Origin of the sequence: Streptomyces sp. NPDC050145 (genome assembly GCF_044460245.1) — a bacterium.
Lineage (GTDB): Bacteria > Actinomycetota > Actinomycetes > Streptomycetales > Streptomycetaceae > Streptomyces.
The window spans coordinates 189088-212047 of sequence record NZ_JBITJS010000014.1; the positions used below are offsets into that span (position 1 = coordinate 189088).

The following is a 22960-nucleotide window of genomic DNA, read 5'->3' on the forward strand; positions in this document are numbered from 1 at the left end:
GTCACCGGGCGTCACATCCGTTCGCACACGGTCCGCAAGCACTCACGATACGTGCAGAACGGGTCCCCGAGTCAGGACTTGGGCTTGAACGTCTGTGTGAACGTCCGCCACGTGGACTTGCGCAGCGCGCTGCCCCAGTCGGCGTCCTTCGCGGTGTACATCAGCGCGTAGCCCTGCGAGCCGTTCACCACGAAACCGCGGTCTATCGTGCGGTACTTGGTGCCGCCGTCGACGTAGGTGAACTCCCAGTCGGCCGTGTTCCAGCCGCGGTACTCGACGGCCCCTATCCTGATCCGGTCGTACTGGGAGCGGCGCATGTAGTTCTCCTGGTTGCGCCAGTCGCCGACCGGGTCGTCCTTGGGCGTGCTGGTCCAGCCGACGAGCAGCTTCTGCCCCTTCGGGCCGTTGAAGCGGGCGCCGGCCGCGCTCGTCGACGCGTACTTCCAGCCCTTGGGCAGGCCGATGGAGAAGCCCTGCGGGTGGCGGTAGATCTGCTCGGCGGTGCTGCCGTTCGAGCCGTCGGTGTCGCTGCCGGGCGAGGCGCCCTGGCCGGCGCCGCTGTCACCGGAGGCGTCGTCGTCGGGCTTGCCGCTCGGCTCGGCGGTGCTGTCGCCGGAGCCCTGGGCGTGGTCGTCGGCGCCCTGGCCCTTGTCCCCCGTGCCCTTGCCCGAGTCCTGTCCCTTGGCGTCGTCGCCGCCACTGGCACCGGCGGAGGCGGCCGTGCCGCCGCCCTTGGTGCCGGAGTCGTCGCCGCCCTTGAGGGACAGCGCCAGGATGCTGCCGAGCACCAGGACGGCCGCGACGACCGCGGCGATCACCAGCGTGCGGCGCGGTACGACGTCGGTGATCGACGCCTTGGCGGGGGTGCGCGGCGGGGTCGCGGGCTGTGCCGGGCCGCCCGTGACGGTCGTGGTGGCCGCGCCGTCCTTGGCGCGGGACGCGGCCGCCGCGTTGCGGACCGACCTCAGCGCGCCGCGCAGCCGCTCGGCGGCCTCGCCCTTGGCGGCGACACCGGTCGCCGCGGCGGGGGCGACGGCCGGACCCGACTTGGCGGGACGCTTCTTCAGCTTCGGCGGCAGGGGCGGCAGCGGTACGACCTTGGTGGCCTCGACCGGCTCCGGCTCGGGGGCGGGGGCGGGCTTCGGCTCCGGGGCGTGCAGCACCTCGGTGAGCAGCGCGCGGGCGCCGGCGTCGTCGAGTCGCTGGTCCGGGTCCTTGGCGAGCAGCCCGTAGATGACCGGCTCCAGCGGTCCCGCGTTCTGCGGCGGGTCGACCGGCTCGGTCATCACGGCGGTCAGCGTCGCGATCGCCGACCCCTTGTCGTACGGGGGGATGCCCTCGACGGAGGCGTAGAGCAGGCCGCCGAGGGACCACAGGTCGGCGGCGGGGCCGGGCTTGTGGCCGCGGGCGCGCTCGGGCGAGATGTAGGAGGGGGCGCCGACGAGCATGCCGGTGGAGGTGATGGACGGGTCGCCCTCCACCTGGGCGATGCCGAAGTCGGTGAGGACGACGCGGCCGTCCTCGGCGATCAGCACGTTGGACGGCTTCACGTCGCGGTGCAGGATGCCCTCGCGGTGCGCGGCGCGCAGCACGTCGAGGATGGCGAGGCCGACCTCCGCGGCGCGGCGGGGGTCGAGCAGGCCGTCCTCGCGGACGGCCTCGGCGAGGGACTTGCCCTCGATGAGCTCCATGACGATCCAGGGGCGGTCGTCCTCTTCGACCACGTCAAAGACCGTCACCGCGCCGTTGTTCCGGATCCGGGCGATGGCCTTCGCCTCGCGCAGGGTCCGGGTGATCAGGCGGCGCTTCTCGTCCTCGTCGATCGCGGACGGGAAGCGCAGCTCCTTGACGGCGACGGTACGGCCGAGCGTCTCGTCCTTCGCGCGCCATACGGTGCCCATGCCGCCCCGGCCGAGCACCTCGCCGAGCCGGTACCGCCCGGAAAGCAGCCGCCCTTCGACTTTGGACGGCGTGTCGTCCACCCGCCGGGGATCCTTGGCCTTCCCGCCCTGACCGGCCTTGGAGTCGCGGCCGGGCTTGGAGTCCTGGCCGGCCTTCGAGTCCTGGCTGCCCTTGACGTCCTGGGCCGCCTTGAAGTCCTGGCCGCCCTTGACGTCCTGAGCCGCCTCGGAGTCCTGGCCGCCTTTGACGTCCTGGGCCGCCTTGGCATCCTGGGCCGCGTCACTGTCCCGGCCGGTCTTGGCGTCCAGGCCGGGATCGGCGTCCTGGGGCGCCTTGGCGTCCTCGGGGGCCGGGGCATCCTTGGGGGGCCGGGCGTCCTGAGAGTCCCGACGCGTGCTGTTGTCCTGACGGGCCTCGCCCGCCCGCTCCGCCTCCGACACTGCGTCCCCTCTGCAACCCGCCCTGACAGAGCCTTCATTGTCCCTCACCCGGGGACCGTCCGGCGCCCAGGGTGGCCCCCGGCGCGGCTGTCAGGAACGTCCGGTTGCGCCCGATGAAGAGCGGTCCGCCACGTTCCGCCTCCGCACCGGGCCCCACTCTTCCGCTCCGCGCAACGGGTGGCAAGCCCTGTCTTGAGGCGCGGGCACGCCTGAACTCGGCGAGTACGTGGCCGAGTTCCCGCCCCTGATCCGGCCGCCCCAGCCCTTTGGGAGGCCCGCCCCACGGGCTCTCGCCGTGGGCGCCGAGCATCTCGGCCGGCTGCCGCGCCATCGTGGTTGCTCGCGCAGTTCCCCGCGCCCCTGACGGGACGCCACCACCCCGGCGCCCAGAGGATCCCGCGGACAGCCGCGCCACCGGCTCTCGCCGTGACGCCGAGCACCTCCGCCGACTGCCGCGCCATCGTGGCTGCTCGCGCAGTTCCCCGCGCCCCTGACGGGGCGCCATCGCCCCGTCAGCCAGAAGACCGCGGGCAGCCCGCACCACAGGCTCTCGACACAGGCGCCGAGCATCCACGCCGACTGCCGCGCCGTCGTGGTTGCTCGCGCAGTTCCCCGCGCCCCTGGAAGGCATGCGGCTTTGCCGCGCCTTCCCCCGACCACAGGCACCCCGCACCTTGAGCGGGGAAATGCGACGCGAAGCGTCTGCATTTCAGGGGCGCGGGGAACTGCGCGACCAGCCCCCACCGGCCCGCACCTCCGGCTCTCACCGTAGGCGCCGAGCATCACCCCCGGCCACCGCGCCATCGTGGCCGAGCGCGTAGTTCCCCGCGCCCCGGCACCAAGAGGGGCGCGGCCGAAAGGACCCGGTTACGGCGCCGCGATGTCCGGCGCCCCCAGGCGTGCCGCGTCCGCCGTCAGGTCGTCCGGCTGGAGCTGGGACTCGCGCTCCGCCTCCACCCGCTTCTCGTAGTGCTCGACCTCCCGCTCGACCTGGTCCTTGTCCCAGCCGAGCACCGGCGCCATGAGCTCCGCCGCCTCCTTCGCGCACCGCGTCCCCCGGTCGAAGGTCTCGATGGAGATGCGCGTACGCCGGGTCAGGACGTCGTCGAGGTGCCGCGCCCCCTCGTGCGAGGCCGCGTACACGACCTCGGCCCGCAGATAGTCCTCGGCGCCACCGAGCGGCGCCCCGAGCCCGGGGTCCTCGCCGATGAGCGCGAGCACCTCCTCGGCCAACGCGCCGTACCGGTTGAGCAGATGCTCGACCCGCACCACGTGCAGCCCGGTCTGCGCAGCGATCCGCGCCCGCGCGTTCCACAGCGCCCGGTACCCCTCCGCCCCCGCCAGCGGCACGTCCTCCGTGACGCACTCCGCGACCCGCTGGTCGAGCGCGTGCACCGCCTCGTCGACGGCGTCCTTCGCCATGACCCGGTACGTCGTGTACTTGCCGCCCGCCACGACGACGAGCCCGGGCACCGGATGCGCGACGGTGTGCTCGCGCGACAGCTTGCTCGTGGCGTCGGACTCCCCGGCGAGCAGCGGCCGCAGGCCCGCGTAGACCCCCTCGACGTCGTCCCGCGTGAGCGGCACCCCGAGCACCGAGTTCACGTGCTCCAGCAGATAGTCGATGTCGGCGCTCGAGGCCGCCGGGTGCGCCTTGTCGAGGTCCCAGTCCGTGTCGGTCGTGCCGATGATCCAGTGCCGCCCCCACGGAATGACGAACAGCACGCTCTTCTCCGTACGGAGAATGAGTCCCGTCGTCGAGTTGATCCGGTCCTTGGGGACGACGAGGTGGATGCCCTTGGAGGCGCGCACGTGGAACTGGCCGCGCTCGCCGACCATCGCCTGCGTGTCGTCGGTCCACACGCCCGTCGCGTTGACCACCTGCCGGGCGCGGATCTCGTACTCGCCGCCGCCCTCCCCGTCCCGCACCCGCGCCCCGACGACCCGCTCGCCCTCCCGCAGGAACCCGGTGACCCGGGCCCGGTTGGCGACCTTGGCGCCGTACATGGCGGCGGTGCGCACCAGCGTGGCGACGTAGCGGGCGTCGTCCATCTGGGCGTCGTAGTACTGGAGCGCGCCCACGAGCGCGTCCTTCTTGAGGCAGGGCGCCACGCGCAGCGCGTGCTTGCGACTGAGGTGCCGGTGCATGGGCAGGCCGCGCCCGTGCCCGCGGGCCATGGACATCGCGTCGTAGAGCGCGACGCCGGAGCCCGCGTAGAGCCGCTCCCAGCCCTTGTGCTGGAGCGGGTACAGGAACGGCACGGGCTTGACGAGGTGCGGCGCGAGCCGTTCGAGCAGCAGTCCGCGCTCCTTCAGCGCCTCCCGCACGAGCGCGAAGTCCAGCATCTCCAGATACCTGAGTCCGCCGTGGATCAGCTTGCTGGAGCGGCTGGACGTGCCGGACGCCCAGTCGCGCGCCTCGACGAGCCCCGTGGACAGTCCGCGGGTGACCGCGTCGAGCGCGGTGCCCGCGCCGACCACCCCGGCGCCCACGACGAGAATGTCCAGCTCACGCTCGGCCATGCCCGCGAGGGCCTCCGCGCGCTCCTCGGGTCCCAGTGCCGCTGCCTTCATGCTGCTGCCTCCCGCTGTCGTCGGCCGCCGCCTTCACCGCCAGATGTACCCGGGCCGGCCGGTGTCACCCCCGGTGCGGCATGCTCCCGATTCTGTCCCGGCTGCCCGATTCCGGCCACCACTGTCCCGCCGCCTGTGGACAACCCCGACGGCTTCCGGCCGCGCCCCACCCGCGCGTACCCCGGTTCGGCGACATGCGACAGGCCATGATCGCGCAATGCCACATAACGGTCATATTTACTCCTAGTCTGACTGTGCGCTCGCCCGTCCTGTCCACAGGGCTTGCGCCCTCGTCCCGCTCCGGCTAAAGGCCGGTCCGTCTCCCGGGAAGGACGCACCAGCCATGCCCGCAGACCTCGCCGTCATCGGCCTCGGCCACCTCGGCCTGCCCCTCGCCCAGGCCGCCGTCACCGCCGGCATCGCGACCGTCGGCCACGACCAGGTGCGCGCCCGCGACCTGGCCGCGGGGCGGCTCCCCTGCGACAGCGACGGCACGGCCCTGACCGCCGCCGACATCCGCCGCATGCTCGCCACCGGCTTCCGCCCCACCGCCAACCCGGCCGAGCTGGCCCGGGTCCGCACCGCCGTGATCTGTGCCCCGACCCCACCGGGCCCCGACGGCACCCCGAGCCTGACCCAGGTCCTCGACGCGACCCGCACCCTCGCCGCGCACCTGCGCCCGCACACCACCGTCGTCGTCGAGTCGCCGGTCCCGCCCGGCGCCACGGAGACCCTGCTCCTGCCCGTCCTCGAGGAGGGCTCCGGGCTGCGCGCCGGCCGCGACTTCCACCTCGCGCACGCCCCCGGCCGGGTCGACCCGGGCAGCCGCTCGCACCCGTACACCGCGACGCCCAAGGTGATCGGCGGCCTCACCCCCGCCTGCACCGAGTCCGCCGCCGCCTTCTACAGCCGGCTCACCGACAAGGTCGTACGGGCCCGCGGCCCCCGCGAGGCCGAGACCGTCCACCTCCTGGAGACCAACTACCGGCACGTCAACATCGCGCTGGTCAACGAGATGGCCGTGCTCTGCCACGACCTCGGCGTAGACCTGTGGGACGTCATCCGCTGCGCCGAGACCAAGCCCTTCGGCTTCCAGGCCTTCCGCCCCGGCCCCGGCGTCGGCGGCCACGCCCTCCCCCAGGACCTGACCTCCCCCCACCTGCCCACCCGCCCGCTGCGCATGGTCGAACTGGCCCGCCAGGTCAACGACCACATGCCGACCTACGTCGTCCAGCGCGCCGCCGCCCTCCTCAACGAGCACGGCAAGTCGGCCCGCGGCGCCCGCGTCCTGCTCCTCGGCGTCACCTACAAGCCCGACCTCGCCGACCAGCAGGCCACCCCGGCCGAGGAGATCGCCACCCGCCTCATGCAGTTCGGCGCGTCCGTCAGCTACCACGACCCGTACGTCCCGTCCTGGAACGTGCTGGCCCGCCCGGTCCCCCGCGCCGACTCCCTCTACGAGGCGGCCGCCGACGCCGACCTGACGATCCTGCTCCAGCCGCACCGCACGTACGACCTCCAGGGCCTCGCGGTCAAGGCCCAACTCCTCCTGGACACCAGAGGCGTCACTCCGGCGGGGGCGGCCCACCGTCTCTGACTGCTACTGTGCGGCCCCGCTGCGTACATCCGTACCAGTGTTCACTCACATGGGGGACCGCATGACCCAGCCGCCACCGCCACAGGACAACAACAACCCCTACGCCCAGCAGCAGCCGCAGCAGCCCGGCTACGGCTACCCGCAGCAGCAGCCGCCCGCCCCGGGCCAGCCCTACGCCCCGTTCCCCCAGCAGCAGGGCCAGGCCCCGATGGGCTTCCCGCCCCCGCCGGCCGCCCGCAGCGGCAACACCGGCCTGGCGATCCTCGCCGCCGTGGTCGTCGCCCTCGTGCTCGCCGGGATCTACGGCGCCATCATGAAGGCCACCGAGCACGAGATCGGCTACGCGGCCGTGGCCGTCGGCGCCGTCGTCGGCTTCACCGCGGGCAAGATCGGCGGCCGCAACGAGGCCCTGCCCTTCATCTGCGCCGTGATCTCCCTGGTCGCCGTGTACCTCGGCCAGATATCCGGCCTCGCGATGGCCTTCGCGGACTACGCGAACATCGGCTTCTTCGAGGCCCTCTTCGACCACTTCGAGATCATCAACGAGGCCTGGAAGTCGGAGTCCGACGTCCTGACCTATGTCTTCATGGCGGTCGGCGCCATCGCGGCGTTCGGCAGCTCGAAGAAGGCCGCGCTGTAAGCAGCGCTCACCACATATGAGCGGGGCCCCACCGGATCGGTGGGGCCCCGCTCATGTCCTGCTACGACACAGCGTCAGCGACGGTGCTGGGAGTCAGCCACCGTGACCTCGACCCTCTGGAACTCCTTGAGCTCGCTGTAGCCGGTCGTGGCCATCGCGCGCTTGAGGGCGCCGAAGAAGTTCATCGAGCCGTCAGGGCGGTGCGACGGGCCCGTGAGGACCTCCTCCGTCGTGCCGACCGTGCCGAGGTCGACCTTCTTGCCGCGCGGCACGTCCTCGTGGACGGCCTCCATGCCCCAGTGGTGACCGCGACCCGGCGCGTCCGTCGCGCGGGCGAGCGGCGAGCCCATCATCACGGCGTCCGCGCCGCAGGCGATGGCCTTGGGCAGGTCGCCGGACCAGCCCACGCCGCCGTCGGCGATGACGTGCACGTAGCGGCCGCCGGACTCGTCCATGTAGTCGCGGCGCGCGGCGGCGACGTCGGCCACCGCGGTCGCCATCGGCACCTGGATGCCCAGCACGTTGCGCGTGGTGTGCGCGGCGCCGCCGCCGAAGCCGACGAGGACACCGGCCGCGCCGGTCCGCATCAGGTGCAGCGCGGCGGTGTACGTGGCGCAGCCGCCGACGATGACCGGCACGTCCAGCTCGTAGATGAACTGCTTCAGGTTCAGCGGCTCGGCGGCACCGGAGACGTGCTCGGCCGAGACCGTCGTGCCGCGGATGATGAACAGGTCGACGCCCGCGTCCACCACGGCCTTGGAGAACTCGGCGGTGCGCTGCGGGGAGAGCGCGGCGGCGGTGACGACACCGGAGTCGCGCACCTCCTTGATGCGCTGCTTGATCAGGTCGGCCTGGATCGGGGCCGAGTAGATCTCCTGGAGGCGGCGCGTGGCGGTCTCCGGGTCCAGCTCCGTGATCTCGTCGAGCAGCGGCTGCGGGTCCTCGTACCGGGTCCACAGACCCTCGAGGTTCAGCACGCCGAGGCCGCCGAGCTCACCGATGCGGATCGCGGTGGCGGGCGAGACGACGGAGTCCATCGGGGCCGCGAGGAACGGCAGCTCGAAGCGGTAGGCGTCGATCTGCCAGGCGATCGAGACCTCCTTCGGATCGCGGGTGCGCCGGCTCGGCACGACGGCGATGTCGTCGAAGGCGTACGCGCGGCGGCCGCGCTTGCCGCGCCCGATCTCGATCTCAGTCACGTTGTGGGGCCTTTCCCTCTTGGTCTGCGCGTACCAGTATCCCCGACACGCGCGTGAGGGGCGGCCCCGGAGTGTCCGGGACCGCCCCTCATGGGCGTACGGCTACTTGCGGCTGTAGTTCGGCGCCTCGACCGTCATCTGGATGTCGTGCGGGTGGCTCTCCTTGAGACCCGCCGACGTGATGCGGACGAACTTGCCGTTGGCCTGCAGGTCCGGCACGGTGCGGCCGCCGACGTAGAACATCGACTGGCGCAGTCCGCCGGTGAGCTGGTGGACGACCGAGGACAGCGGGCCGCGGTAGGGCACCTGGCCCTCGATGCCTTCGGGGATCAGCTGCTCGTCGGAGGCGACGCCCTCCTGGAAGTAGCGGTCCTTCGAGAACGACTTGCGCTCGCCGCGCGTCTGCATGGCGCCCAGCGAGCCCATGCCGCGGTACGACTTGAACTGCTTGCCGTTGATGAACATCAGCTCGCCCGGCGACTCCTCGCAGCCCGCGAGCAGCGAGCCGAGCATCACGGTGTCGGCGCCCGCGACGAGCGCCTTGGCGATGTCGCCCGAGTACTGCAGGCCGCCGTCGCCGATGACCGGGACACCGGCCGCCTTCGCGGCGAGCGAGGCCTCGTAGATGGCGGTGACCTGCGGGACGCCGATACCGGCGACCACGCGGGTGGTGCAGATGGAGCCCGGGCCGACGCCGACCTTGATGCCGTCGACGCCCGCGTCGATGAGCGCCTGGGCGCCGTCGCGCGTCGCGATGTTGCCACCGATGACGTCGACGCCCGCGTGGTTGGACTTGATCTTGGCGACCATGTCGCCGACGAGGCGCGAGTGGCCGTGCGCGGTGTCGACGACGATGAAGTCGACGCCCGCCTCGATCAGCGCCTGGGCGCGCTCGAAGGCGTCACCGGCGACACCGACGGCGGCACCGACGAGCAGCCGGCCCCCGGAGTCCTTCGCGGCGTTCGGGTACTTCTCCGCCTTGACGAAGTCCTTGACGGTGATGAGGCCCTTGAGGACGCCCGCCTCGTCGACCAGCGGAAGCTTCTCGATCTTGTGGCGGCGCAGCAGCTCCATGGCGTCGACGCCGGAGATGCCGACCTTGCCGGTCACGAGCGGCATCGGCGTCATGACCTCGCGCACCTGCCGGGTGCGGTCGGACTCGAAGGCCATGTCGCGGTTGGTGACGATGCCGAGCAGCTTGCCCGCCGGGTCGGTCACCGGGACGCCGGAGATCCGGAACTTGGCACAGATCGCGTCGGCCTCGCCGAGCGTCGCGTCCGGGTGCACCGTGATCGGGTCGGTGACCATGCCGGACTCGGAGCGCTTGACCAGGTCCACCTGGTTCGCCTGGTCCTGGATGGACAGGTTGCGGTGCAGCACGCCGACGCCGCCCTGCCGCGCCATGGCGATCGCCATGCGGGACTCGGTGACCTTGTCCATCGCCGCGGACAGCAGCGGGATGTTCACCTTGACGTTCTTGGACACGTGCGAGGAAGTGTCGATGTCGTCGGGCGCCATGTCCGACGAGCCCGGCAGCAGCAGCACGTCGTCGTAGGTCAGCCCGAGTGTCGCGAATTTAGCGGGCACTCCGTCGACGTTTGCAGTCATGACACCTTCCCCAAATGGCCTTGATCGGTGCGGATGTCCATGCTAACGGGAACAGGACCCGTCTCATTCCACGAGCAAGATCATCGGCAGACTTTGTACGTTCACACGTCTGCCACAGGGGTCGTGCGTCACCTGGCCGCTACGGCCGGATTCACTGCTCCGCCAGGGCTCGCAGGCGGCTGAGCGCGCGGTGCTGGGCGACCCGGACGGCGCCGGGTGACATGCCCAACATCTGCCCGGTCTCCTCCGCGGTGAGCCCGACAGCGATGCGCAGCAGGAGCAGCTCCCGCTGGTTCTCCGGAAGGTTGGCGAGCAGTTTCTTCGCCCATGCGGCGTCACTGCTGAGCAGCGCGCGCTCCTCCGGGCCGAGAGAGTCGTCGGGCCGCTCGGGCATCTCGTCGGAGGGCACGGCCGTGGACCCGGGCCCGCGCATGGCCGCGCGCTGCAGGTCGGCGACCTTGTGCGCGGCGATGGCGAAGACGAAGGCCTCGAAGGGCCGGCCGGTGTCCTTGTAGCGCGGCAGGGCGAGGAGCACCGCGACGCAGACCTCCTGCGCGAGGTCCTCCACGAAGTGCCGCGCGTCCCCCGGGAGCCGCGACAGCCGCGTGCGGCAGTAGCGGATGGCCAGGGGATGGACGTGCGCGAGCAGATCGTGCGTGGCCTGCTCGTCGCCGTCGACGGCGCGGCCGACGAGTGTGCCGATGCCCCCCTGAGGGGTCACTGTCTCGTCGTCGCGCATCGATCCATGGTGCCTTGCCGAGGCGCGGTCCGCGGCACCGCGCCCCTGGTTGTGCACCGAAGCGTTATGGACAGAAGCGTCATGGACAGGTGCGCCGGAACTCATCTCCTGCGCCCTCCCCTCTCGCTGACCCTGTTCGCCCGACTCGTCGTTCCCGAGGAACTCCACACATCAAGGATGCGGCATCCGACGCGAAACGAGACAGCGACGCCCACGCCGAACGTCTCCGGGGCGCACGAAGTGCGCCTGAGGGGGCGCGGGGAACTGCGCGACCAGCCACGACGGCGGGCCAGTCGCGCGAGAACGACCACCAACCCCGAGCCTCAGGCGTTATCGAACGAGCCCCCACCGGAAACCCAGCGCGACCGCGTGCGCCCGGTCGGACGCGCCGAGCTTCTTGAACAAGCGCCGGGCATGCGTCTTCACGGTGTCCTCGGAGAGGAAGAGCTCGCGCCCGATCTCCGCGTTGGACCGCCCGTGGCTCATCCCCTCGAGCACCTGGATCTCGCGCGCGGTGAGCGTGGGCGCGGCGCCCATCTCGGCCGAGCGGAGCCGGCGCGGGGCGAGCCGCCACGTCGGGTCGGCGAGCGCCTGCGTCACCGTGGCCCGCAGCTCGGCGCGCGAGGCGTCCTTGTGCAGGTATCCACGGGCACCGGCGGCGACCGCGAGGGCCACGCCGTCCAGGTCCTCGGCCACGGTGAGCATGATGATGCGCGCACCGGGGTCGGCGGACAGCAGCCGCCGGACCGTCTCGACGCCGCCCAGACCGGGCATGCGTACGTCCATCAGAATCAGGTCCGAGCGGTCGGCGCCCCAGCGGCGGAGGACTTCCTCGCCGTTGGCCGCGGTCGTCACGCGCTCGACGCCGGGCACGGTCGCGACCGCGCGGCGGAGCGCTTCTCGGGCAAGCGGGGAGTCGTCGCAGACGAGGACGGATGTCATGACCGTCCTCCGCAGCTGATGCGCGTCACCTTGAGCCTCCAGGCTGGTACGAAATCGTCACCTGTGCGGTCGACCCTCTCCGAGCGATCCGGACATCTGCCCGAACCCCTCGGTGTTGCAACCGCCTCTGCACTCTCAACGACGGTCACCCGAAAGAGTTACGGGTCGGACGGCCTGGTTCGGCACTCTACGTGAGGGGCCGCACACGGCAAGGGCAGCGCGGCGTACTCACAAGGTTTCCCCACAACCTATGCCCCATTCGGCCGCTTTTCTTCCCATCCGCTGGTGTCTGTAGCTAGATTCTCAATGAGTCATATTTTCATCTCCTTAGACAGTAGATGTACGGTCATGGGCACCGTATCCGCGTCACAACGGCTACAAGGGGACAACGCAATGGCAGATTTCTCCCGCCTTCCCGGACCGAACGCAGATCTGTGGGACTGGCAGCTCCTCGCGGCCTGCCGCGGGGTCGACAGCTCGCTCTTCTTTCACCCGGAGGGCGAGCGGGGGGCGGCGCGCAGCGCCCGTGAGAACTCGGCCAAAGAGGTGTGCATGAGGTGCCCCGTACGTGCAGAGTGCGCAGCTCACGCGCTACAGGTGCGTGAGCCGTACGGCGTGTGGGGCGGCTTGACCGAGGACGAACGCGAAGAACTCATGGGACGGGCGCGCAACCGGCTCGTCACGGCGTCGGCGGGGGGTGCGGGGCGCCCGGCGACCAGTTCGGCCGGCCACTGAGGGACCGCCGAGGAACCACTGAAGGAACGTTTTTGCACACCGGACGGGCCTGGGCGCGCTGCGGCGCGCCCGGGCCCGCGGTGTTTCCCGCGCGCCGGCGGATCAGCGCGTGGCGGCACGCGCCAGATGGTCGAGCGTCGCCGCGACGGCCGGCACCTGGGCCAGATCCGGCAGGGTGAGCGCGACGATCTCGCGCTGCACGGGCGGCTCCACCGTCACTGTGCGTGCACCCTTGGGCCGAACAGACTCGATGGCCAGTTCGGGCAGGACCGCCACGCCGAGACCCGCGCCGACGAGTCCGACCACGGCCGGATAGTCGTCCGTGGCGAAGTCGATGCGCGGCGTGAAGCCCGCCTCCCGGCACACCTCCACCAGCTGACGGCGGCAGCGGGGGCAGCCCGCGATCCAGGGCTCGTCGGCGAACGCGTCGATGGTCACCGAGCCCGCGCCCGCCAGCGCGTGCGCCTCGGGCACCAGGCCGACCAGGCGGTCGGCGAGCAGCGGCCGTACGACGAGGTCGTCCCACTCCTCCTTGGCCTGCGCCCCCTCGCCCTCCCGTCTCCCACCACCACCCTTCTCCTGAGGCGCTTCGCGCCGCCCCTCATATCGGAACGCGAGCGCCACGTCGCAGTCGCCCTCGCGCAGCATCTCGACCGAGCGCGGCGGCTCGGCCTCGACCAGCGACACGCGCGTGCCGGGGTGCTCGGCGCGCAGGGCGGCCAGTGCGGTCGGTACGAGCGTCGAACTGCCGCTGGGGAAGGAGACGAGCCGGACCCGGCCCGCGCGCAGGCCCGCGATCGCGGCGACCTCCTCCTCCGCGGCGGTGAGCCCGGCGAGGATGCCCGCCGCGTGCCGCACGAGGGCCTCGCCGGCCTGGGTCAGGCGCATCTCGCGGCCGGTACGGATGAGCAGGGGGGTGCCGGCCGAGGACTCCAGGGCCTTCATCTGCTGGCTGACCGCGGGCTGGGTGCAGCCCAGTTCGCGGGCCGCCGCGGAGAAGGAGCCGGTGGCGGCGACGGCGCGCAGGACACGGAGATGACGAGCCTCGATCATTCCTCAAGCATAAGCGGAGCTTGGGGTTGGCGCCGATTAATGCATGGCGGCTTTGGATCGGAGTCCCGTAGCGTGCGCTGTCATGAAGCTTCTGTCTCTCAATCTGGGCCGCCCCAAGGCCGTGGAGTACACCGATCAGGCCGAGGGCGTGACCGGTATCGACAAGCAGCCCGTCGAGGGGCCCGTCCGGGTGGCGGCGCCCGGGGAGCGCGGGGTCGGCGGGAGCGGCCTGGCCGGGGACGCGGTGTGCGACCTGCGCTATCACGGCGGGGACCACCAGGCCGTGTACGCGTTCGCGCGCGAGGACCTGGACGGCTGGGAGCGGGCCCTGGGCCGGGCGCTGCCGAGCGGCTGCTTCGGGGAGAACCTCACGACGGAGGGCGTCGACGTGTCGGGCGCCCGGATCGGCGAGCGCTGGCGGGTCGGCTCCGAGCTGCTCCTCGAAGTGGCCTCGGGCCGGATCCCGTGCCGCACGTTCCAGGGGCACCTGGGCGAGCAGGGCTGGGTCAAGCGGTTCACGCAGGAGGGGGCGCCGGGGGCGTACCTGCGGGTGATCGAGCCGGGAGAGATCCGGGCCGGGGACCCGATCGAGGTCGTGCACCGGCCGGAGCACGAGGTGACGGTGGCCTTCCAGTTCCGCGCGGTGACGGTCGAACGGGCTTTGCTACCGCGGGTGTTGGCGGCCGGGGACGCGCTGAGCCCCGACACCGCGCGGGCGGCGCGGGAGTACGTGGCCAAGTACGGCTCGGGGGACGCCTCTTGAGCCGGGGCGCCTCTTAAGGGAGAACCCGGCCGGGAGTGGGGGCGGGGATCGGGGTCGGCTCCGGGGCCGTCCCCGATGTGCCGGGACGGGCCCCGACGGGACGCTCGGCGCATGGCCCACACCGACCGAAAGTCCCCCGGCAGACGCCGCCTGCGCCGTGTCCTCGTCGTCCTCGGCTCCCTCGTCGCCGTCCTCGCCCTCGCGATCGGCGCGGGGGTGTGGTGGCTGTGGTCCGACGCGAAGGTGACGACGGCCGGCCGGACGACGTTCACGAACGAACTGGCGATCCCGCCGCTCGCGAAGTCCCACGTCGACAAGAGGACCGGGCGGCGCGTCTTCGACCTGCGGATGCGGGCGGGCGAGACCGAGTTCCGCCCCGGCCGCAAGACGCCGACCTGGGGCTTCAACGGGACCTATCTGGGCCCCACGCTGCGCGCGAAGCGCGGCGAACGGGTCGAGGTCCGGGTCCGCAACTCCCTCGACGAGGCCTCCACCGTGCACTGGCACGGCATGCACCTGCCCGCCCGGATGGACGGCGGCCCGCACCAGATGGTCCAGCCGGGCGCCCGCTGGTCCCCGAACTGGCGGATCGACCAGCCCGCGGCCACCCTCTGGTACCACCCGCATCCGCACGGGAAAACGGAACGGCACGTGCAGCGCGGGCTCGCCGGGATGTTCCTGCTGGACGACGAGAACAGCGAGCGGCTCGCGCTGCCGAAGCGGTACGGGGTGGACGACCTGCCGGTCGTGGTGCAGGACGTGAAGTTCGACGGGGACCGCTTCGACCACGGCCACGGACTGATGCAGAACATCGGCTTCCTCGGCGACCGCACCATGGTCAACGGCACCCTGGACCCGTACCGGACGGTCCACGACGAGCGCGTACGGCTGCGCCTTCTCAACGCCTCCACCGCGCGCACGTACGACTTCGGCTTCTCCGACGGGCGGGGCGTCGCGCTCGTCGGCACGGACGGCGGGCTCCTCGAACGGCCCGCGGCCATGCGGCGCGTACGGCTGTCGCCCGGTGAACGGGCCGAGGTCGTGGTGCGGATGCGGGCCGGGGAGCGGGCGGTGCTGCGCGGCTTCCCGCTGGGCTCGGGGTACGGGGACGCGTGGCAGAAGCGGTTCGGGGGCGGCGACGACTCGTTCGACGTACTGCAACTGCGGGCCGCGTCCCGGCTGCGCCCCTCCCCCGACGTCCCCGCGAAGCTCGCCGGGACCGAGCTGCCGGACCCCGCCGACGCCGTGCGCTCCCGGTTCTTCGACCTGGAGATGGGCGGGATCAACGGCCGGGCGATGAAGAGGGACCGGGTGGACGCGACGGTGACCCGGGGCACCACCGAGGTCTGGACGGTGCGCAACGACAACGGCATGCCGCACAACTTCCATGTCCACGACGTGCAGTTCAGGGTCGTGGAGGTGAACGGCGCGCCGCCGCCCGCCGCGCTGCGCGGCCGCAAGGACACGGTCCTGATCCCGAGCGGGACGACGGTGAAGCTGGCGCTGCGCTTCGACGGCGGGCCCGAATTCGCCGACCCCGACACGCCGTTCATGTACCACTGCCATCTGCTGTACCACGAGGACGGCGGAATGATGGGCCAGTTCGTGGTCGTCGACAAGGGCGGCCGGGCCGGCACTCCGAAGGGCGGCGGGCACGCGGGGCACTGATCGCTCACTACCCTTGCCCCATGACTACGGCACTGATCACCGGATCCACCGCGGGCATCGGCGCCGCGTTCGCCAGGCGCCTGGCCGCCGACGGCCACAACCTGGTCCTCGTGGCCCGCGACACGAAGCGGCTCCGGGAGCAGGCCACCGAACTGCACGACGGGCACGGCATCGAGGCCGAGGTCCTCTCCGCGGACCTGTCGACGGACGAGGGCATCGCGGCGGTCGAGGAGCGGCTGCGTGACCGCCGCTCCCCCGTCGACCTCCTCGTCAACAACGCGGGCTTCGGCAACAAGGGCCGTTATCTCGACGTCCCGATGGCCGACGAGCTGACGATGCTGAAGGTGCACATCGAGGCGGTGCTGCGGCTGACCTCGGCGGCGACCGAGTCGATGCGGGAGCGCGGGCGCGGCGGCGTGATCAACGTGGCGTCGGTCGCGGCGTTCGTGCCGCGCGGCACGTACGGGGCGTCCAAGGCGTGGGTCGTGCAGTTCACGCAGGGCGCGGCGAAGGACCTGGCGGGCAGCGGCGTCCGCCTGATGGCGCTGTGCCCCGGCTTCGTGCGGACGGAGTTCCACGAGCGGGCCGGCATGGGCACGGACAACATCCCGAAGTGGATGTGGCTCGACGCGGACAAGCTGGTCGCGGCGGCCCTGGCCGACCTCTCCCGCGGCAAGACCCTCTCGATCCCCGACCCCCGCTACAAGGCCCTGATGGGCGTCGTGAAGGTGACCCCGCGCCCGCTGCTCGGCGGCCTCACGTCGCGGACGGGGCGCAAGTACGGGCCTCAGTAGTCAGGCCCGCGGGACGGTGAGCTCGCGCAGGGGGGCGCCGCCGTCGACGAAGAGGCGGGCGGTGGGGGTGGTGGCCTCGGCGATGCGGGTGAGGGCGCGGCGGCCCGCCTCCGGGTGGCGGCCGTCCAGGGCTCCCACGCGCACGGCGAAGACGAGATCGTACGGTTCCTCGCCGTCCAGCAGGACGAAGTCCTCCGCGGCGACCTGCCGGACCGCGAGGCGCCCGGCGGCGATCTGCGCCGCCCCGGCGCGGCGGGCCTGCTCGACGGCGGTGGCGGAGCGGTCGACCGCCAGGACGAAGCCGGTGTCGAGCCGGTCGGCCACGGCGCGGGCGGCGACGCCGGGACCGCAGCCGATCTCCAGGACGCGGGAGTCGGGGCGGAGCGGCAGCGCGTCCACGATCGCGGCAAGGCGGGGGGACGGACGCGAGGTCATGACCTCAGGCTAGGGCGTGTGTCGAACGCGCCGAGGCCCGGCTCCCCGAAGTGCTTCGGGGAGCCGGGCCTCGTGAGACCTGGGAGGGTCAGTGGCTGTGACCGTGGCCGTGGCCGTGGCCCGCCTCGGCCTCCTCCTCGGCCGGCTTCTCGACGACCAGGGTCTCGGTCGTCAGGAGCAGGGAGGCGATGGAGGCCGCGTTCTCCAGGGCGGAGCGGGTGACCTTGACCGGGTCGATGACGCCGGCCTTGACCAGGTCGCCGTACTCGCCGGTCGCGGCGTTGAAGCCCTGGCCCTTGTCGAGCTCGGCGACCTTCGAGGTGATGACGTAGCCCTCGAGGCCGGCGTTCTCGGCGATCCAGCGCAGCGGCTCGACGGCGGCGCGGCGGACGACGGAGACGCCGGTGGCCTCGTCGCCGGTCTTGCCGAGGTTGTCCTCGAGGATCTTCACGGCGTGGACGAGCGCGGAGCCACCACCGGAGACGATGCCCTCCTCGACCGCGGCGCGGGTCGCGGAGATGGCGTCCTCCAGACGGTGCTTCTTCTCCTTGAGCTCGACCTCGGTCGCGGCACCGACCTTGATGACGCAGACGCCACCGGCGAGCTTCGCGAGGCGCTCCTGGAGCTTCTCGCGGTCCCAGTCGGAGTCCGTGTTCTCGATCTCGGCCTTGATCTGGTTGACGCGGCCGGCGACCTCGTCGGAGTTGCCGCCACCGTCGACGATCGTCGTGTCGTCCTTGGTGATGGTCACGCGACGGGCGGTGCCGAGCACGTCCAGACCGGCCTGGTCGAGCTTGAGGCCGACCTCCTCGGCGATGACGGTGGCACCGGTGAGGGTGGCCATGTCGCCGAGCATCGCCTTGCGGCGGTCACCGAAGCCGGGGGCCTTCACGGCGACGGCGTTGAACGTGCCGCGGATCTTGTTCACGACCAGGGTCGACAGGGCCTCGCCCTCGACGTCCTCGGCGATGATCAGCAGCGGCTTGGAGCCACCGGCCTGGATGACCTTCTCCAGGAGCGGGAGCAGGTCCTGGATGGACCCGATCTTGCCCTGGTGGATCAGGATGTACGGGTCGTCGAGGACGGCCTCCATACGCTCCTGGTCGGTGACGAAGTACGGGGACAGGTAGCCCTTGTCGAAGGCCATGCCCTCGGTGAAGTCCAGCTCCAGACCGAAGGTGTTGGACTCCTCGACGGTGATGACACCGTCCTTGCCGACCTTGTCCATCGCCTCGGCGATGAGCTCGCCGACCTGGCTGTCCTGGGCGGACAGACCGGCGACGGCGGCGATGTCGGACTTCGAGTCGATCGGGCGGGCGGTCGCGAGGAGGTCCTCGGACACGGCCTTGACCGCGGCGTCGATGCCCTTCTTCAGGGCGGCCGGGGAAGCGCCGGCGGCGACGTTGCGCAGGCCTTCCTTGACCAGAGCCTGGGCCAGCACGGTGGCGGTGGTCGTACCGTCACCCGCGATGTCGTTGGTCTTGGTCGCCACCTCCTTCACCAGCTGGGCGCCGAGGTTCTCGTACGGGTCCTCGACCTCGACCTCGCGGGCGATGGTCACACCGTCGTTGGTGATGGTGGGGGCGCCGAACTTCTTGTCGATGACGACGTTGCGGCCCTTGGGGCCGATCGTCACCTTGACCGTGTCGGCAAGCTTGTTGACGCCGCGCTCGAGGGCGCGACGGGCGTCCTCGTCGAACTTCAGGATCTTCGCCATGGGAGCGGTTCAGCCCTCTCGGAAAGCTAGGGGTGCTGCTGGGTGGTGAGCAACGAACCGCGCCCCCGACCCCGGCTTCTTACGATGCGGGTGCCAGGGGCGCAGATTCGAAACAAAGGTGCTGCTTCTCGACTTACTTCTCGACGATCGCGAGGACGTCGCGGGCCGAGAGGACGAGGTACTCGTCACCGTTGTACTTGACCTCGGTGCCGCCGTACTTGCTGTACAGCACGATGTCGCCGGTCTTGACGTCGAGCGGCAGGCGCTCGCCGTTCTCGAAGCGGCCCGGGCCCACGGCCAGGACGACGCCCTCCTGGGGCTTCTCCTTGGCGGTGTCCGGGATGACCAGGCCAGAGGCGGTGGTCTGCTCGGCGTCGAGCGGCTGGACCACAATGCGGTCCTCGAGCGGCTTGATGGCAACCTTGGAGCTGGTGGTCGTCACGATCCGACCTCCCCCTTCGGAGATCTCACGGGGTTAACTGTCTGAGGTGGCGACCAGGTGGATCCGTCGTCGCGGGTGCCGGATCTGCCCGTCGCTGTGTTGGCACTCTCCAGTGGTGAGTGCCAGGGCCGAGACTATGACCGCGATTAGCACTCGGTCAAGCGGAGTGCCAAATGCCTGCGGCGCGGCGTGGGGTTTTCGGGGCGGCTTCGCCGATCCGGGGGGGCGCCGCGGGGGTGCTTGATCGTTGCCGGGTGCCGGCCGGTGGGGCTTCTCGCGCAGTTCCCCGAGCCCCTGAAGGCATGCGCTGCGCGCAGCCTTCAGGGGCTCGTCAGATGTAGTCCTCCAGTTTGGCGACCGTGAAGCCCTGTTGCTGGATATGGCGCAGGAGGGTGGCCGTCGACGGGGTCAGGGACCTGGTGGACGGCGGGAGGATGATGTCGCCGGGGCGGAGGCGGTCCGTGCGGGACGGGTCGCGGCCCAGGACGATCGCGTCGATGCCGCAGGCACCCGCCGCCCTCAGGGTGCTGGCGTCGTAGTCGCCGGACGGCGGCCGCAGCAGCCGCGGGGCCCGGCCGAAGCGGCCCGCGAGCCGGCGCTGCTGCCCGCAGATCTCGGCGTGCTGGCGGACGTAGCCGAGGCCGGGCAGGTACGGGTGGGTCAGGGTGCGGTTCTGGACGCCGGCGCCGAGCGCGCGCAGCCTGCCATACGGGTCCTGACCGGGGCCCGCGGCGGAGCCGTCCAGGAACACCGAGACGGGCAGGCGCAGGTCGTGGACCAGCTGCGGGAAGCGCGGGTCGCGTTCCACGCCGCCGTCGAAGGTCAGGAAGACCACCTTGTCCCGGGTGGGGACGCGCTCGATCACCGGTGGCACCGCGCCCGGCGCCCGGCTCGGCAGCACCGGACGCGACGGCGGCACGGGCGGCGGGTCCAGCGGCTCGGCGAGCCCCCAGCGGCGGTGCGCAGCCGGGCCGGCACGGTCGTCCCGCGCGGGACCCGCCGCACCGGAGGCGCGCGCCGACGCCCGGTGCGGATGGCTGCGGACCTTCTGGGCGGCCTTGCGGCCCATCCGCTCGATCGGATCCACGGACTGCGCGCACCCGGTGAGCAGCGCGGCGGCCAGCGCGCAGCCGATCAGCCGCGCGCCGCACCGCCGTACCGCCGCCCCCACCCCTGGACGTGTCACAGGTAGTCCTCCAGGCGGGCGACCGCGTAGCCCTTGTCGGTGACGTACTTCAGGAATTTACGGACCATGTCGGGCATGGTGCCCTTCCACTCGTCCCGTCCGCGGAAATGAGTGAGGATGATGTCCCCCGGATGGATGTTCCTGTCCCACTCCCGGTAGTCCATACGGTCGACGAAGACCTCGGCGTTCCAGATCGGCGCGTACTTGATCCCGCAGGCCTTGGCGGCTCTGAGGGTGTCCCGGTTGTAGTTGCCGAACGGCGGCCGCATCATCGTGGGCCGCTCGCCGTACTCCTTCTCCATCACCCGCTGCATGCCGCAGATCTCGTGCTTCTGCCGGGCGTAGGACAGGCCCGGCAGGTAGGGGTGGGTCAGCGTGTGGTTGTTCAGGGAGACGCCGAGCCGCTGGGCCTTCCTGAAGTAGCCGTAGTCGTCCTCGATCTCGTCGTTCGTGAGGAAGGCCGTGTACGGGATCCGCAGCTCGCTCATCATCTTGAGGAACCTCGGGTCCTTCTCGGCCCCGTCGTCGATCGTGAGGAAGACGATCTTGTCCTTGGTGGGGATGGTCGTGAAGACCGGGGGCAGGCCCAGTTCCTCCTGGTCGTCGACCTCGAATCCCTTGCGCGGTTCGATGACGGGCTTGTGCGCGGGCGGGGCGGGCGCGACGAGCGGCGCCCTTGCGAGGCCCCACTGCCTGGCGAGGACGAGCCGGGCGGTCTGCGCCACGCGCTGGCGGGCCGCGTAGTCCGTGCGGGCCCCGGCGGGGGCCGCCGCGCCCAGGCCCTGCGGCACCGAGCGCAGGACGCCGCGCGGCATGCCCGCCGGGAGTGCGGCGAGGGCCTGCGGGGCGCCCTGCGCGGGCCGGGCGGGCTGCTGCGCCTTCTTGCCGGAGGGCTTCTCGGCTTTCTTCCCTACGGGCTTCTCGGCAGGCTTCTCGGCGTGCTTCCCGGTGTGCTCGCCGGCCGGCTTCTCCGCGGGCCGTTCGGCGTGGCCCTGGGCGCCTTGGGCACCCTGGGCTCCTTGCGCGTCGCGGGCCGCACCCGTGCCGCCCCGGTCCTCGGAGCCCGCGGCGCAGCCCGAGGCGAGGGCGGCGGCGATCAGTGCCGCGGCCGTGCCGCGCACCGCGCCACGGCGGCCCGCACGGCGTCCCGAGTGAGGTCCGGCCCGGCGGCCCGCACGCCTCGGAGTCCCCTTCGCGGCGGTTTCTTCGTTTTGTCGTACTAGTTGCATGGCGCCGGATCCTCGCAGTTCACACCGCCGATCGGGGGCCGACACCGCCGCCGGGACCGCACCATCCACCGACTGGCCCACAATGGTCCGGGTGAGCTCCTTCTCCACCCCCGCCGACCTCGCCGCCCTCCTCGCCCCCGAGGGCCGGGCCCTCCTCGACGAACTGCGCGACCACGACCCGGGCCAGGAGCTCGCGCTCGCCACCCGGCTGCGCCGCGACCACCCCGCCGACCTCGTCTCGGCGGCCCTCACCCAGGCCCGGCTGCGCCAGCGCGCGGTGGCGAAGTTCGGGGCGCAGGACGCGGCCCGCATGTTCTTCACCCCGCACGGCGTCGAGCAGGCGACCCGGACGAACGTGGCGGCCCACCGCGCCGCCGAGTTCACCGCGCTCGGCGTCCGCTCGGTCGCCGACCTGTGCTGCGGCATCGGCGGCGACGCGATCGCGCTGGCCCGCGCCGGCGTCCGCGTCCTGGCCGTCGACCGGGACCCGCTGACCTGCGCCGTCGCCCGGGCCAACGCGGAGGCGCTCGGGCTCACCGCGCTCATCGAGGTGCGCGAGGCGGACGTCACCGAGGTGGACACCGCCGGCTACGACGCCGTGTTCGTCGACCCGGCCCGGCGCTCCGACAAGCGCGGCCGGATCTTCGACCCCGAGGCGTACTCGCCGCCGCTGTCCTGGGCCGTGTCCGCCGCCCTGAAGGCACCGCACGCCGCGCTGAAGATCGCCCCGGGCATCCCGCACGAGGCGATCCCGGCGGAGGCGGACGCCGAGTGGATCTCGGACGGGGGCGAGGTCAAGGAGGCCGTGCTGTGGTTCGGCACAGAGCCCGGCCGGATGCGGGCCACGCTGCTCCCGGGTCCGCGCGCGCTCGCCGGGCGCGGGCTGCCCGACCCCGAAGTGCGGCCGGTGGGGCGGTACTTGTACGAGCCCGACGGCGCCGTCATCCGGGCGCATCTGGTCGCCGAGGTCGCCGAGGAGGTCGGCGGCGGGCTGCTGGACGAGACCATCGCGTACGTCACGGCGGACGAGCTGCACGACACCGTCTACGCGGCGGCGTACGAGATCACGGACCTGCTGCCGTTCAACGTGAAGAAGCTGAAGGCGCTGCTGCGGGAGCGCGGGGTCGGGGTGCTCACCGTCAAGAAGCGGGGGTCGGCCGTCGAGCCGGAGGAGCTGCGGCGGAAGGTGATGCCGAAGCCGTACGGGAAGGGCTCCGCGACCGTGTTCCTGACCCGGGTTGCCGGCGCCCCGACCATGTTGGTGGGCGCCCCCGTTCGCTGAGGTCACGGGGCTCCG

The 22960-nt window shown here is 72.0% G+C and carries 19 protein-coding genes; 7 read left to right on the forward strand and 12 right to left on the reverse strand.

Annotated elements, in window-relative coordinates; all coding sequences use genetic code 11:
- Positions 1–71: 71 nt before the first annotated feature.
- Together ACIBTU_RS27485 and ACIBTU_RS27490 are read right to left on the reverse strand one after the other, a co-directional pair.
- The gene (locus tag ACIBTU_RS27485; protein ID WP_399129202.1) at positions 72–1982 is read right to left on the reverse strand and encodes a serine/threonine-protein kinase; all 1911 of its coding nucleotides are present in this window, start codon (positions 1980–1982) and stop codon (positions 72–74) included.
- Positions 1983–3209: 1227 nt separating this feature from the next.
- Positions 3210–4916, reverse strand: a complete 1707-nt coding sequence (locus ACIBTU_RS27490; RefSeq protein ID WP_399129150.1) for a glycerol-3-phosphate dehydrogenase/oxidase — start codon at positions 4914–4916, stop codon at positions 3210–3212.
- Between the two features lie 343 nt (positions 4917–5259).
- Between ACIBTU_RS27490 and ACIBTU_RS27495 the strand changes: the two genes are divergently transcribed.
- Both ACIBTU_RS27495 and ACIBTU_RS27500 read left to right on the forward strand, forming a co-directional pair.
- Positions 5260–6513, forward strand: a complete 1254-nt coding sequence (locus ACIBTU_RS27495; RefSeq protein ID WP_399129151.1) for a nucleotide sugar dehydrogenase — start codon at positions 5260–5262, stop codon at positions 6511–6513.
- Between the two features lie 61 nt (positions 6514–6574).
- A complete protein-coding gene (locus ACIBTU_RS27500; RefSeq protein WP_399129152.1) occupies positions 6575–7153 on the forward strand; it encodes a hypothetical protein in 579 nt (192 codons plus the stop codon).
- Positions 7154–7227: 74 nt separating this feature from the next.
- On the opposite strand, the gene ACIBTU_RS27505 is transcribed toward ACIBTU_RS27500, so the two are convergent.
- The 4 genes from ACIBTU_RS27505 to ACIBTU_RS27520 all read right to left on the reverse strand — a co-directional run bounded on the left by ACIBTU_RS27505 (position 7228) and on the right by ACIBTU_RS27520 (position 11641).
- Positions 7228–8352 (reverse strand): GuaB3 family IMP dehydrogenase-related protein, encoded by a 1125-nt coding sequence (locus ACIBTU_RS27505; RefSeq protein ID WP_399129153.1) that lies wholly within the window; start codon positions 8350–8352, stop codon positions 7228–7230.
- 102 nt (positions 8353–8454) lie between these two features.
- Positions 8455–9960, reverse strand: a complete 1506-nt coding sequence (guaB, locus tag ACIBTU_RS27510) for an IMP dehydrogenase (protein ID WP_399129154.1) — start codon at positions 9958–9960, stop codon at positions 8455–8457.
- A gap of 151 nt (positions 9961–10111) precedes the next feature.
- Positions 10112–10699 (reverse strand): sigma-70 family RNA polymerase sigma factor, encoded by a 588-nt coding sequence (locus ACIBTU_RS27515; RefSeq protein ID WP_188337338.1) that lies wholly within the window; start codon positions 10697–10699, stop codon positions 10112–10114.
- 330 nt (positions 10700–11029) lie between these two features.
- Positions 11030–11641, reverse strand: coding sequence for a response regulator transcription factor (locus tag ACIBTU_RS27520; RefSeq protein ID WP_003948568.1), 612 nt, complete (start codon positions 11639–11641; stop codon positions 11030–11032).
- A gap of 393 nt (positions 11642–12034) precedes the next feature.
- Between ACIBTU_RS27520 and ACIBTU_RS27525 the strand changes: the two genes are divergently transcribed.
- Complete coding sequence (locus ACIBTU_RS27525; protein ID WP_188337339.1) at positions 12035–12376, forward strand: WhiB family transcriptional regulator; 342 nt, start codon at positions 12035–12037, stop codon at positions 12374–12376.
- A gap of 102 nt (positions 12377–12478) precedes the next feature.
- On the opposite strand, the gene ACIBTU_RS27530 is transcribed toward ACIBTU_RS27525, so the two are convergent.
- Entirely contained in the window at positions 12479–13429 is a 951-nt protein-coding gene (locus ACIBTU_RS27530) for a LysR family transcriptional regulator (RefSeq protein WP_399129155.1), read from the reverse strand.
- Positions 13430–13511: 82 nt separating this feature from the next.
- Here ACIBTU_RS27530 and ACIBTU_RS27535 point away from each other — a divergent pair, with 82 nt between their 5' ends.
- From ACIBTU_RS27535 to ACIBTU_RS27545, 3 genes are all read left to right on the forward strand, one after another.
- The gene (locus ACIBTU_RS27535; protein WP_399129156.1) at positions 13512–14192 is read left to right on the forward strand and encodes an MOSC domain-containing protein; all 681 of its coding nucleotides are present in this window, start codon (positions 13512–13514) and stop codon (positions 14190–14192) included.
- Between the two features lie 111 nt (positions 14193–14303).
- Positions 14304–15860, forward strand: a complete 1557-nt coding sequence (locus ACIBTU_RS27540; RefSeq protein ID WP_399129157.1) for a multicopper oxidase family protein — start codon at positions 14304–14306, stop codon at positions 15858–15860.
- Between the two features lie 20 nt (positions 15861–15880).
- Entirely contained in the window at positions 15881–16654 is a 774-nt protein-coding gene (locus ACIBTU_RS27545) for an SDR family NAD(P)-dependent oxidoreductase (RefSeq protein WP_399129158.1), read from the forward strand.
- Here ACIBTU_RS27545 and ACIBTU_RS27550 read toward each other — a convergent pair whose 3' ends face one another.
- The 5 genes from ACIBTU_RS27550 to ACIBTU_RS27570 form a co-directional block, all read right to left on the reverse strand.
- Positions 16655–17089 carry an SAM-dependent methyltransferase gene (locus ACIBTU_RS27550; protein WP_399129159.1) on the reverse strand — a complete coding sequence of 145 codons (435 nt, stop codon included), beginning with the start codon at positions 17087–17089 and terminating at the stop codon, positions 16655–16657.
- Between the two features lie 88 nt (positions 17090–17177).
- The gene (gene groL / locus ACIBTU_RS27555; protein WP_399129160.1) at positions 17178–18806 is read right to left on the reverse strand and encodes a chaperonin GroEL; all 1629 of its coding nucleotides are present in this window, start codon (positions 18804–18806) and stop codon (positions 17178–17180) included.
- Between the two features lie 133 nt (positions 18807–18939).
- Positions 18940–19248, reverse strand: coding sequence for a co-chaperone GroES (groES, locus tag ACIBTU_RS27560; protein WP_399129161.1), 309 nt, complete (start codon positions 19246–19248; stop codon positions 18940–18942).
- 331 nt (positions 19249–19579) lie between these two features.
- The gene (locus ACIBTU_RS27565) at positions 19580–20434 is read right to left on the reverse strand and encodes a polysaccharide deacetylase family protein (protein ID WP_399129162.1); all 855 of its coding nucleotides are present in this window, start codon (positions 20432–20434) and stop codon (positions 19580–19582) included.
- Positions 20431–21249, reverse strand: a complete 819-nt coding sequence (locus ACIBTU_RS27570) for a polysaccharide deacetylase family protein (protein ID WP_399129203.1) — start codon at positions 21247–21249, stop codon at positions 20431–20433. The genes ACIBTU_RS27565 and ACIBTU_RS27570 overlap by 4 nt, the downstream gene beginning before the upstream one ends.
- Before the next feature lie 496 nt (positions 21250–21745).
- Between ACIBTU_RS27570 and ACIBTU_RS27575 the strand changes: the two genes are divergently transcribed.
- A complete protein-coding gene (locus ACIBTU_RS27575; protein ID WP_399129163.1) occupies positions 21746–22945 on the forward strand; it encodes a methyltransferase domain-containing protein in 1200 nt (399 codons plus the stop codon).
- Positions 22946–22960 lie beyond the last annotated feature (15 nt).